At 55.1% G+C, this 12,782-nt stretch carries 10 protein-coding genes; 8 read left to right on the top strand and 2 right to left on the bottom strand.

Annotated features, from left to right (window positions below):
- Positions 1 to 6: 6 nt before the first annotated feature.
- Positions 7 to 330, bottom strand: a complete 324-nt coding sequence (locus IEX44_RS04420; protein ID WP_188689336.1) for a universal stress protein — start codon at positions 328 to 330, stop codon at positions 7 to 9.
- Between the two features lie 119 nt (positions 331 to 449).
- Here IEX44_RS04420 and IEX44_RS04415 point away from each other — a divergent pair, with 119 nt between their 5' ends.
- From IEX44_RS04415 to IEX44_RS04395, 5 genes are all read left to right on the top strand, one after another.
- Complete coding sequence (locus tag IEX44_RS04415) at positions 450 to 2,207, top strand: methyl-accepting chemotaxis protein (protein WP_188689333.1); 1,758 nt, start codon at positions 450 to 452, stop codon at positions 2,205 to 2,207.
- 208 nt (positions 2,208 to 2,415) lie between these two features.
- Positions 2,416 to 4,821: a LuxR C-terminal-related transcriptional regulator gene (locus IEX44_RS04410; RefSeq protein WP_188689330.1), complete on the top strand. Its 2,406-nt coding sequence runs from the start codon at positions 2,416 to 2,418 to the stop codon at positions 4,819 to 4,821.
- A gap of 21 nt (positions 4,822 to 4,842) precedes the next feature.
- A complete protein-coding gene (locus tag IEX44_RS04405) occupies positions 4,843 to 6,372 on the top strand; it encodes an EAL domain-containing protein (RefSeq protein WP_188689326.1) in 1,530 nt (509 codons plus the stop codon).
- A complete protein-coding gene (locus IEX44_RS04400; protein ID WP_188689323.1) occupies positions 6,369 to 6,713 on the top strand; it encodes a hypothetical protein in 345 nt (114 codons plus the stop codon). Before IEX44_RS04405 ends, IEX44_RS04400 begins: the two co-directional genes overlap by 4 nt.
- 643 nt (positions 6,714 to 7,356) lie before the next feature.
- Positions 7,357 to 7,644, top strand: coding sequence for a hypothetical protein (locus tag IEX44_RS04395; RefSeq protein ID WP_188689321.1), 288 nt, complete (start codon positions 7,357 to 7,359; stop codon positions 7,642 to 7,644).
- A 259-nt stretch (positions 7,645 to 7,903) separates the two neighbouring features.
- Here the strand turns inward: IEX44_RS04395 and clpP are convergent, their stop codons facing one another.
- Positions 7,904 to 8,527, bottom strand: coding sequence for an ATP-dependent Clp endopeptidase proteolytic subunit ClpP (gene clpP, locus IEX44_RS04390; RefSeq protein ID WP_188689318.1), 624 nt, complete (start codon positions 8,525 to 8,527; stop codon positions 7,904 to 7,906).
- A 181-nt stretch (positions 8,528 to 8,708) separates the two neighbouring features.
- Here clpP and IEX44_RS04385 point away from each other — a divergent pair, with 181 nt between their 5' ends.
- The 3 genes from IEX44_RS04385 (at position 8,709) to IEX44_RS04375 (ending at position 12,746) form a co-directional block, all read left to right on the top strand.
- On the top strand, positions 8,709 to 9,398 hold the full coding sequence (locus IEX44_RS04385) for a sigma-70 family RNA polymerase sigma factor (protein ID WP_188689315.1): 690 nt from the start codon (positions 8,709 to 8,711) through the stop codon (positions 9,396 to 9,398).
- 396 nt (positions 9,399 to 9,794) lie between these two features.
- Positions 9,795 to 10,037, top strand: coding sequence for a hypothetical protein (locus IEX44_RS04380; protein ID WP_188689313.1), 243 nt, complete (start codon positions 9,795 to 9,797; stop codon positions 10,035 to 10,037).
- A gap of 345 nt (positions 10,038 to 10,382) precedes the next feature.
- Complete coding sequence (locus tag IEX44_RS04375; RefSeq protein ID WP_229678745.1) at positions 10,383 to 12,746, top strand: tetratricopeptide repeat protein; 2,364 nt, start codon at positions 10,383 to 10,385, stop codon at positions 12,744 to 12,746.
- Positions 12,747 to 12,782 lie beyond the last annotated feature (36 nt).

Genomic DNA, 12,782 nt, shown 5'->3' with positions numbered 1-12,782 from the left:
CGCGATTCAATGCGAAATGAAGGCGCAGCGTTGCGTGCGCAACAGCAAATCCCGCGTCACACCGCCGAGAAACCACTCTTGCAAGCGAGTATGCCCATATGCGCCCGCGACGATCAGATCAGCGTGCATGGCGGACGCTGTGCCCTCAAGATCTGCGACATCATCGTCGGTGGTTTTGATGAGCTGGGTTTGCGCTTTCACGCCGTGCTCCAACAGCCACTCAACCACCTCCTCCAGCGTTTCGCGCGCCCGCTCAAGCTCATCCGCCCGCGCCACCTGAACGACCTTGACCTGCCCGGCTTTGCGTAATAGCGGCAAGGCATCGTGCACGGCGCGCCGGGTTGTTTGTCCATAAACCGTTCCTTCCCGCCTGACACCACTCCTTGGGGTGGCTATCTCATTTATTAGTGCTGTGCATTGAGGCAGATCAATCTGGTTGATTTTTCAGATTGTTCACTGTTTTTTTCCTGCTTATCCTGCTGTCATTCCCGATCAGTCATTGCTTGAAAGGCAATGCTATTGGCCGTTTTTTTCCAGAAAAGGGGCGTAACTTTTTCAGGAAAAATTGTGTTTTCCGGTATTTAAACATGAAAATTTCTACCAAATTAATTCTCTTAAATGTAGTTGTGTTGGCCATTTTTGTTATTGAAGGCCTTGCGATATTTTCCTCTGTAGCCAAAGTCAAAGAAAGTACGGATGAAGTGACCGGAAATGTTGTTCCCACATTGGCTACCATTCCTGATATCGGGGCCGCGTTTGCCGAAGCACGGCGACAGATTTTGTTATGGGGTGCAGTGCCACCTGCTGAAGAAAAAAGTATTGAAAAAGGCGTGGCCACAGCACGAGCCAATCTGCTCAAAAAACTCGATGAATATAACAAGGCCATCGAGCTTGATAATCCATCTATCAAGGAGCAGGACCGCAGGCTTTATCAGGAGCTGGCCAGAAATGAACAAATGTGGGAAGGCATGGTCGATAAACTGCTGACTATTGAGGCGAATGACCAGCAGATTAAATATATCCGTGAAGTTACCTCACCACAGGCAGATAAGGTTTTTTCCAGTATTAATGCATTGACCAGATTTAATGTGGATCTGGGATCGAAGAAAAGTGAAGAAGCCTCTGACGGTATTCACCAGCTTTATATCATGATTATTGTCATCAGCATTGTTGGCGCGGTGATCGTGTTGGTCATTGGCATGCTGATTTCGCGAGGGGTGAGCAGATCACTGAAAACACTGCAGACGCAAACGGCAGATGTGGGTACCTCGCTGGATTTCACGCGTCGTTTTGCGGTCAGCGGCAAAGACGAGATTGGGGATACAGCGGTCGTATTGAACCATCTGCTGAGTGTGATGCAGCAGAGCCTGAGCGAAGTTTCTGCCATTAGCCAGGGTGTGGGGTCGCATGCGGCAGAACTGGCGACCAATACCAGTGAACTCTCCGCTGCCAATGAAATGGTCAGCCATTCCACCGCCGCGATGGCGGCTGCGGTGGAGCAAGTTACCGTCAGCATTGCGCATGTGGCAGAGCGCTCGCAAGAAACACGCGACCTGGCCGAAAAAGCGGGTGAGATGGCCGCCGTGGGTGGCAAAACGGTGGCAGACACGATCAGTAAAGTCGACCTGATTGCCAGCCGAGCCAACACCACGGCCCGTCAAGTTGAAGCGTTATCGCAAAAGGTGGTGGACATTAGCGCCGTTGTGACCACCATTAAAGGGATTGCTGAACAAACCAATTTGCTGGCCTTGAATGCTGCCATTGAAGCGGCCAGGGCGGGTGATGTGGGTCGCGGGTTTGCCGTGGTGGCTGATGAAGTCCGCAAACTGGCGGAGCGTACATCGGTATCGACTTACGAAATTGCCCAGACCATCGAGCAGATTCAGGAAGAAGCCCGCCAGACCGTTGCAGCCATTCATCTGACGGTGGATGAAGTCGTCGTCGGCGTGGAACGTGTGACCTCGGTCGGAGAAGTTGTTGCGGGCATTCAGACCAGCGCGCAGACCGTGCTGGGTAGTGTGAATGACATTTCGTACGCCATGAGCGAGCAAAGTGTCGCGAGTAACAGTATGGCGCGCGAGATCGAAAAAGTAGCGCAGATGACCGAACAAACCAGCGCCAACGCCATGGGTGTGGCCGAGGTCGGCACAAAATTGCACGCTGATAGCCAGACGCTTTTGCAAATTGTGGCGCGTTACAAAGTCTGAACGGTTCAGGGTAGTACTTTGCCGACAGGTCGAATCGCTGCAGGGCGGAATGTGGATCATGCCGATCAAGTTACCGGTTGCTGAAGTCAACGCGCGAATGCTGGAACGTGAGGTGCTGGCTCAAAAGCTCCTTGCCAGTAGCCGAAGTAGCCGGGCACTGATCCTGCATGCGCCAGCGGGCTACGGCAAAACGCAGGCACTGATCGCATTGTCTGATCACCTGGACCGGCATCACCAAAGTGCCCGGTGGCTTGCGTTGACGCCGCAGGATGCCGATCCGCTGAAGTTTGCACGACGGCTTGCTGATGAGACGGCGGCAAAAGAGGACGCCGATACCTTGATCCATACAGTGTTGGTGGACGATCTGGATCAGTGGGCTTACGTTTCTACCGACTGGCTGTACCAGTTGTGCACGCTATTACCAGCCGGTTTGCATGCCGTGTTTGCTACACGTGTGCTGGATCAGCAGCGTTTGGTGGGGTTACTCGCCCAAGGGGTGGTTCAGGTCCTTGATACAGATGCATTGCGGCTTTCCGAGGATGAGGTGACTGCCTGGTGTCGTGTGGTCTTGCGCTGTCGCGAGCCGGTTGACAGGGCTATTGCCCGCGAGACACAGGGATGGCCGATCCTGGTTGCATTGTTGCAAGACAAGTCTGGCGAGCCAATGAAATCCGCGCGCGCGACCAGGGGCAGCACGCGTTATCAAGAACGTGTACGGGCTTTTTTTGAGCAGCAGATTTTCTCCCCTCACGGTGAGGCTCAGCAGCAGCTGGTTCGTACGATCGGGCGTCTGGACGAAGTCTGTGACGCCCTGGTGAATGCCATGTACCAGGTGGAGGATATCCGGCTTGCTGCGCTGGTTGCTGCCGGCTGGCCGCTAATGCCGACACGGGACGGCTGGTACCGGTTTCATCCGGCATTCAGGAATTACGTGATAAACAACAAAACTGCTTCCGATGACCAGAGGACTTCGGCGCTGATTGACCGCGCCGCAAACTGGTTAATTGAGCAAGGACAAACGGCTGCAGCTATTTCTTTGCTGATTGATAGGGGTGACTGGGAAAAGGTCATGCCGTTGGTGGGGCCTGCTGCGCAAAACTTATTGCATGATGCACGCTTCAAGACGGTTATCCGGTGGTGCCAGCGCATTCCCAAAGTATTTCTGATCGGAAATGATGATCTGTGCCTCAGTTATATATGGTGCCTTTTGTTTTCAGGTGACAAACAAGAGGCGATTTCTGTTTTAAGAGAATTAAAAAACAAAATGCGTGGAATGTTTGATCCGCTCATCGAGCCGACTATCAAGTACCAGGAATTGTTGCTGAGCGAATTGCATCTGCATGATTATCAGTCTCTGGTGGAAAGAGTGGAGGAGCTTGAATCAGCAATGCCTCATCTGGGTGACGCCAATCAGGGCCGAATTTTCAATCTGGTTGCCATGATCGAATTGGGCAAAGGAAAAATGGATGTCGCCGCGCAAGCGGTCTGGAATGCGAAAAAAATCAATCGGGGCGTTAATAATTTTCAGGCATTGAGCAATTCTTACTTTGCCGAGGCCTCCATTATGGCGGCAAAAGGGGCCTTGCGTGATGCTTTGAGCATATTGCAATGTGCTGACGATATTATAGAAATGCACGATGCACGACTGCCCGCAGGCATCATGCATATTTTTTGTCGTGGTTATCGCTTGCAACTGTTATATGAACTGGGCATGTATGCAGAAGCCCGGCATTGGCTGGAGCAATATCGCTGGCTGAATACAGCTCAGCCCATCATTCTGGTCAATTTCCTGTTTGGCATGATGGATAGCCGGCTTGCCTGCGTCGAACAAGGCCCCATGGCAGGGATATTGGTGCTGGAAAAACTGGCGCTTAGCGTGGCGCATGATCCACTGATGCAAGGCAAAATTGATGCTGAACGGGCGCGTATTACCCTTGCCCACGAAAGTCCGGAGGCCGCTCAGCCCTTGATTCGTCAATATTTGCGTGCCGATCACACGTTACCGGACGCCGCATTTGTTTACCCGACGGAAGAGGTCGAGGGGTGCGGTATTGAAATGGCCCGGCTGATGCTGCACGCAGGCGGGGATGAGGCCGCCGCGGCTATGCGCATGCTTGATAGTCACATTGCGGCAGCACGAGTCACTGGCCGCGCCTGGCGTTTAACCAAACTGTACGTGCTTTCTGCTCTGGGGTATTTGCTGGCTGATGAAACCCGACGTGCCCAGCAGCAACTACTGGAAGCGATCCGGTTGGCCACGGGCAGTGGGGCGATCAGTACGTTTCTGGATGAAGGCGCACTGCTGACGGGCTTTCTGTCTCAGCTCTCATCACGGCACGCGCGACTGTTTACCGTGGCAGAACAAAATCACATCGCCCGTATTCTCTGTGCCCGTGGCCAGGCAAAACAGCCGCTTCAAATACCAGATATCAACGCGCGCGAGATGGAAATCCTGCGCCTTGTAGCAGAAGGGCTCACGAGCCAGACCATTGCGGCCAGACTGGATTTATCACTGCAAACCATCAAGTGGTACCTGAAAGGGATCTACAGCAAGCTTGGTGTGGGCAGCCGGATCAGCGCTGTTGATAAAGCCCGCCGCTTGGGTTTGCTGTAACTAGCATCAGGTTTTTGAGCCATGAAAAGAAAGATTGCCCTGGCCGTTTGCTTTGCAGCGCCACTTGTTCTCGCCAACATCGGGCTGGTCTGGTTTGCCCAGATTAGCGTCCATAAGGAGCTGACCGCAGTTAGCGCTAGCATACTGGGCACAGTCGATGCCTCGCTTGTTTCATCGCGGCAAACCGCAGACGAGTTGCACCAGCACTTGTATGAACAAGGTTCGGCGGCGATGCAGACCCGCGCCGAATGTGATGCACAGCTACGGCTGGGGCTGGACCAGGCAATCAGCAGGTCGGCGTTTATCGATGCCATTTATGTGCAACGCTGGCACCAGCAGGTGTGCAGTACGCATACGGGCGGTGATCAGCACAATGCGCTTCGCACCTATCCCTCTCTGGAATATGACTACGTCGATGGCTATAGCGTGCTGTTCCTGTTCCGGCCAGATTACTTTCTTGAGTCGATCAAGGCTCAAGCAGCCGATCGCTACGAGCAGATCGTGCTGCAGATTGGTAACACCTATTTGTCGAGTAAAGCGACCACCCGCCTGCGGCCTGCGTTCAATCATGAATGGGTCGTCGAGTCTGACGCTGGCGCTGCACGCGTTTTCGTGGAAGCGAGCAGAACACTGGCCTGGGCGTATGTACTGGACAGTATTTTCACCTGGAATGCCATTGCGCTTGTGATGGGCTGGTTGATGTTTGGCCAGGCCAGGCGTTATTTCAGCGCAGCATGGCAGTTTGATGCGGCATTGGCTAAAGCAGTGCAATTTCAGGAAATAACGCCTCATTATCAGCCGCTTTATCGCTTGTCTGATCTGACCCTGTCTGGCGTGGAAATACTGGCGCGCTGGAGAACTGCCGACGGTGGATTCGTACCGGCAGACCGCTTTGTTGCCAGAGCAGAAGAACTGGGCCTGATTGCCGACCTGACCCGTTTGATGATGCACCTCTCCAGCGCGCAATTGCCCGCAATGACATTGCCTGCAGGGAGCAGTGTTGCGCTTAATCTGAGCGCGGAAGCCATGCTGGATGAAGCCCTGGTGGCAGATGTGATCAATTGGGCCAGTCAAGTGCAGGGGTACGGCCTGCAGCCCGTTGTGGAACTCACCGAGCGCAGTTTTGTGGAGATCTCCCGCACCAATCGCATTGAAACTGTGTTGGCCCGGTTGCAGGAACATCATGTGCGTATCGCGCTGGACGACTTTGGCGCCGAATACAGTTCATTAGGCTATCTGCATCGCTTTGACTTTGACTGCATCAAAATTGATGGTCTGTTTCTGGACGGGCTGGATGTCAGCCCGAATGCAGATCGCGTGCTCGATTGCATTCTGCAGCTGACCGCCGTGCTTGGGGTGAAGGTCGTTGTTGAAAAGGTAGAAACTGCGGCGCAACTAGCCTGGCTGAGCGCCCGACGGGTCGATGCGGTGCAAGGATACTTTTTTGGTCGTCCGCAAGCTGCGCCTGCCTGGCAACAACCCGCAATCTGGCCGATGGAGTCTGTGGATATCGCGTCAGTCCCTCTTGAACCGGCAGAAAAAATCATATGATCAAGTCATTTTCCATACCCGGAAAAATAGTTGCACGCGCATTCATCACCGGCTCAATTCTCTCCAACACATTCTTTCTCAGGTGTTTAATTGACGTCGTTACGCCACTGGCCTGGGACAATCACTGGCAAGGGTTTCTGCTGCTGACGGGGCTGCCTCTGGCGATGGGCACGCTTCTTGTTTGTGTGTTTGCGCTGGAGTTTGAAAGCGCTTTGTTGGTGCTGGTGTTACTGCTACTGCTTTTGCTGATGCAAGATGTCTATTTCATGAGGTATGACACGCCCAGCGGCATGCGGGACGTGTTGTCTGGTTATTTGTGCCGAAGGCGGCATATCTTTTGACGCCTCATGCGAGGCAGCCGATCGTGCTTCGTCATCAGCCCGGTGCAGGCTCCGTCATGACGCAATCCATGCATGATATGGCGGGCGATCTGCAATCAAACGCCAGGATCATCTAAAGACATGAGGTTACGGGTCACCCAACGGTGAATCAACAGCGGGATTTGCCGAAACGAAGGCCCTTTGTTCCAGAGTTAAAAAGAGGATTAATAAACCTGACCAGACTGTATGACACTATTAACTTGCCGTTATCAAAAATTGACCTTGGCAATGTATTGTGTCAGATTTGACTGGCATCAAAGCCCGAGATCGTACGGGGATAACCATGACCCCGCTGGCATTGCTTGCTGACCACCTCAGAGAAAAGCCGGCGTGTCATGCAACCGGAAAACCGCGTAGTTGGCGCCTCAGCCAGCGCGATCAAGCGATACAGGCGGGGGCTCCGATGAGTTGGGTGTGTCGGGCGATCTCAAGGTATCTTGGGATGGCGCACATTTGGCGCGGATACGGCCGCCGTGGTGGCCTGGCATGCCGCGAACGCTATGAATTCGCCGCAGACGATACGGGCATTCGGGCGGCCAGTCTCGCCCGGACATGAACAAGCAGACTGCATCACTGAGCAAGCCCGAAAGAGGATGCCTGACCCATGACCGGACTGGTTGTGGCGTCAAAGAAAGGAGTTGCTGCTATGGATGAGATGACGCGAGTAAAGCTCGAGCAGGCTGAAAAGACGCTGATTGCGATTTCAACGGCGTTCCGCGAAGCCAAGCATCGTGCGCAGCGTGGAGAAGGTTCTGATGAGGATGTCTGGCCGCTCTTTGATGCACGTAAAGTAGCTTATGCACAATGGCGAGAGATCGCCGATCCACTGGTGGCACAGGGGATACCGCTGTCGGCGCGGGTACTAGAGGTACTGCAAGAACATCGCCGGTAAACTGCTTTGTAGTCGGTTCCCGCATCCTCGTTCATGTTTCATGGGCGACGACGCCGTTCGTGGCCCCTCGTCGTGGAAGCAGGCTCGTCCATTTGCTGGACAGGGCGGGGGAGCATGGTTGAGCCAGTCAGTGGCGAGAACCCGCCGGGCCCGAAAACGCTGCCGCGATTTCTTCATTTGCTGAGTCAAACATCCTCTGACCAGGATGCGCACCCCCGCGCTGTTTTTGGCCCATATGGCCAATGAACAAATGGTCCCGCTAATGGCCGTACTGCGCGTCACGCGCCACCAGTACGTGGTCGATCAGGCCATAATCAGCGCCTTCTGCGGCAGACATGTAGTGGTCCCGGTCCAGATCTTGCTCAATTTGCGCCAGCGATCGCCCGGTGCGCTCTGCATAAATAGTGTTCAGCCGATGACGCAGGTACAGCACTTCACGCGCCTGGATTTCAATATCGGCTGCCACACCCTGCGCGCCGCCATGTGGCTGATGCAGCATCAAGCGGGCATTGGGCAACGCATAACGTTTGCCAACCGCCCCGGCCGTCAGTAGAAACGATCCCATGCTCGCTGCCATGCCGGTACACAGGGTCGAGACGTCCGGCTTGATGAACTGCATGGTGTCATACACCGCCATGCCCGCGTATACCGACCCGCCGGGTGAGTTGATGTACAACGAAATGTCCTTGTCCGGGTTTTCAGACTCCAGAAACAACATTTGGGCAACCACCAGATTGGCCGATTGCTCGGTGACTTCGCCCACCAGAAAAATCACCCGTTCTTTCAAAAGGCGGGAGAAGATGTCATAGGCGCGTTCACCGCTGCCTGTGTGTTCGATCACGGTGGGCACAAGGCCCAGCCCGGATGGGAAATGAGAAGCCATAATGGTCCTTGCGGGTAGTCAGAGACATTGAGAACCCCGGGCGTAACCCGGGAAGAAATCTCGCTTGCTTGACGCATCGCGCCGGACGCAATGTGACGGAACAAAAAATATAAACCGGATGTGTCACGTCAGCGCATTGCCAGGCGTCATGTGACATCACCTCAACCCGTGGAGCATGCCCATGCCACGCATCACCGATACCGATGGCGCGCTGTTTGAACGGTTGCGCCCACGTTTGAAAGCCATCAGCCGCCGCATTGTAGGCAATGAGGCCGACGCTGAGGATGTCGTGCAAGACTGTTTTCTGAAATGGCAAAACACTGATCAAACCGCGTTGAGCACACCGGTAGCCTGGCTGACAAAGGTTGTGCAGCACCAATCCATAGACCGGCTCCGCCAACGTAACCGCAGCAATCAGGTGGCCGACGACGTGCGGGAGCTGATCCAGGATGCCGCACACGCATCGCCCGAAACGGACCTGTTGCGCCGTGCGGAACTGGGCGAAGCTTTGGCTTGTTTACTGACCCGGTTGTCCCCGTCAGAACGCCTGGCGCTGGTCATGCATGAGGTGCTGGAGTGTGAACATGCCGACATTGCCGCCGCCCTGGGTACCCAAACCGTCAACGCCCGCCAGCACTTGTCCCGCGCCCGCCGACGTCTGCGTGAGGCCGCTAACAAAGCCGCGCTTCCCGCCAGCGTGCAACCGGACCAGGAACAGATCCAGCGGTTTCAGACGGCGATTGCTCAACTGGACGTCGCCGCGCTGATCACCCTGCTGGGCGCGCAAACGACTCAGCTCTCCGCCAGACCACTGCGCTGCATGGTGCGCTGTGCCAATGAAAGCGCGTATGCCCTGGCGATAGCGGCTTAGCACTGGCGCCTTGCCTGGGGCGCCACGCATTCTCACATGCGCATTACTGAAACTTCGGGTTGATCAATGTGTTGTACTGGATTGCGTTGGCAAGAAGAAAACCTGATGGACTTCATTTGGCTGGTCCTGCGTAACCCATAGCAAACCGCCATAAAAAATGCCCTGGTTTGGGGGCATGATCTGAGGCGGAATTCGTATGTGTTCTTGCCTTGATCAGTAACTTTGCCAATGCCGATCAGATGGCGCTGCCAATGGCTGTTTTTCGGCCGAAGCGGACGTTGGCGCAGGCGGCAGTGCAAGTCTGCTTTGCACTGGAAACCGGCCATCATGTGCATTGAAAGCCCTTTATTAGCCTGGCATACATCTCACCTTGCATGTCAGGATCGGGGGACTGATATGGATTTGCTTTCGGTACTGCTAATTGCCGCCGTATTTCTTAAATTCGTATTTGAAATTGTTGGCCTTTTCAAGGACAGCTACATCGTTGATTTTTTTTATGGTCTCCTGCTGATCGCAGTGGGCGTGGGATTGCTGTTGGATGGTGGCTTATGGTTTTTTGGGGCGAGCGGCGTGATATTCGGTTTAGGTTGGTCGGGGCTCGGAGTGTATCGATGTTTTTATCCGAGCCGACCAAACTGACTGCCAAGTACTGAACAACGGCCTCCTTGCGCGGGCGTTGTTGTTTCTGCTGTTAGCGGTCTGTATGGCCGGCGCTTCAGCTCTGACCAATGGTGGGCAGTTCGTCGGCCGAAGCGGCAATTCCGAATCGAGGAGAAGAAGTCCGGTTACCGACCCGAAGCGGTCAAGAAAAATTGCCGCATAGGTGCTTATCGGCTCAATACACACCTAAACGTCGGCGATCGCCCTGTATGGCCAATACAAGCCTGTCTACACAATTACGACATGATGTACATCACTGTTTTGCATTCGTAATGCAGATTGACTAGCCTGCAGTAATTAAAAAATCAACCATTCCCACCGCTCATGGGTAAAGCCTCCCGTCGTAAACAGCAGCAGGCCGTGACCGCTGCTGCGTCTGCTGTTGTTCCAGATCAGGAATCCCCTTCGCCCTCGCATAGCCGTCGCTGGTTGATTGCCGGTGCGTTATTCATGTTGGTCGCGCTGGGTGTTTTCTGGCTGTACCAGTTTCATGTGCTGGGCCGTGCCGCTCCCACAGGTTTGTCTGCGGTGCATGCCACCTTTGTGGATGAGCAACGCTGCGCATCCTGTCATTCGGCCGAGTTTGCCTCCTGGAAAAACACGCACCACGCCAAAGCAATGGAGACGCCAGCACCTGATACGGTGTTGGGCAACTTCAACAATGCGACCTTTGATTACGCCGGCGTCACCAGCCGGTTTTACCGCAAGGGTAATGAGTACTGGGTTGATACCGACGGTGCAGATGGCAAGGTGGGTAGCTACAAGGTGGCGTTTACCTTTGGTGTCGCCCCGCTGCAGCAATATCTGATTGCCATGCCAGGTGGCCGCTTGCAGGCGCTGGGCATTGCCTGGGATGCCCAGAAAAAAAACTGGTTTCATCTGCATCCCAAAGACATGGTGACGGCGGCGGATGAGCTGCACTGGACCAAACCGGCGCAGAACGCCAACTTCATGTGTGCGGAGTGCCATGTCACCAACATGAAGCGTAATTACAACCCGACTGACAACACGTTCAAATCAAGCTGGCAATCACTGGGTGTGGGTTGCCAGGCCTGTCACGGGCCGGCATCGACTCATCTGGAATGGGCCGCCGGCGACAAAAAACCGGTGCCGGGTTCCGGTTTTGAAGTGCCACTCAAGGGCGCACCACAGCAGACCGTACTGGAAACCTGCGCTCGTTGTCATAGTCGTCGGGCCCCCTTGGGTGATGGCTTTGTGCATGGGCGTCGGTTGGCGGACGACTACTCATTGAGCTTGCTGACCCAGGCGCTGTATGAGGTGGACGGGCACTTCAAGGAAGAAGATTTCGAATACGGCTCGTTTGCACAGAGCAAGATGTTCATGAAGGGTGTGACCTGCGTGGATTGCCACAACCCGCATACCGGTGAACTCAAGGCGCAAGGCAATGCAGTTTGTTTGCAATGTCATAACGCCAGCGGTCCGATCCAGCGGCCTGGGCTGGATACCAAAACCCTGCAGCGCAAGGATTACGATACACCGGCACATACTCATCATCCGCAAGGGAGCCCTGGTTCTTCTTGCGTGGCTTGCCACATGCCCGGCAAGTACTACATGGAAATCGATTTCCGGCATGACCATTCGCTGACGATTCCGCGCCCGGATCTGGCTCGGCAGTTAGGTACACCAGACGCGTGCACGACCTGCCACAAAGACAAAACGCCAGAATGGGCTGCGGCGAAACTGGAGGGCTGGTTTGGCAAACAGACCCGCCCGGTCAGTTATGGCGAAATGATGCATAGCCTGCGTAATGGCGGCATTGGCGCTGCAGATGTACTGAATGTGCTGGTACTGGACCCATCGATCCCGCCGATTCGCCGCGCGACCGCGCTGGAGGAGGCCGGACGTTATCCCAGCGAGCAAACGGTGAAAACCGTGATTGTGGCGCTCAAAGATACCGACCCGGTGGTACGTATTGCGGCCATTCATACCTTGGGAATGTTGCCACCCGACACCCGCAAACCTCTGCTGACACCGCTGCTGGCGGATTCTGTCCGCGGAGTGCGGATCGAGGCAGCCCGCTTGCTGGTGGATGCGCGTGATCAACTGGGGACCGACCGTGCGCGCTGGGATCAGGTCATGATGGAGTACCGGCAAGTGCAGCAAGACCTGGCCGAACGGCCCGAGTCGCACATGAATCTGGCCGGACTTGATCGTGACCTGGGGCAACATGATGACGCCCGGCGCGAGATCGACCGCGCGCTGGTACTGGATCCGGATTTCCTGCCCGCGATCACCATGAAGGCCGATTATCTGGGCGCGGCTGGCGATACGGCCGGCAGTATCAAGTTGTTGCGTAGCGCCCTGGTCCGGCACCCGGATTCAGGCTTGCTCTATCACGCCCTGGGTCTGGCGCAGATTCGCGGTGGTGATCGGCAAGAGGCTGTGCAGTCGCTCAAAACCGCCTGGCAGAAATCACCAGAAGACCCCGACTTTGGCTATGTCTATGCGGTGGCACTGCATGACACAGGCGACCCCAAAACGGCGCTGAATGTGCTGGATGCCGTCATGAAGGCACATCCAGAACACCGTGATACCGCGATGACTGCGGTGCGCTATCACATTGAATCAGGCGACACTGGGGGCGCGCAGGCTATTGCCAGCCGATGGCTGAAAATCAGCCCGGGAGAACCATCTTTGCAGCGGATGCAATCAGGTCAAGGGGGCTGATGGGCCATCTGCTCAAAACGCAAACACTGTTACGTT

Source organism: Silvimonas amylolytica (assembly GCF_014645555.1).
Lineage (GTDB): Bacteria > Pseudomonadota > Gammaproteobacteria > Burkholderiales > Chitinibacteraceae > Silvimonas > Silvimonas amylolytica.
The sequence above is the reverse complement of the archived record's forward strand: the minus strand, read 5'-3'. Positions and strand labels throughout refer to the sequence as shown.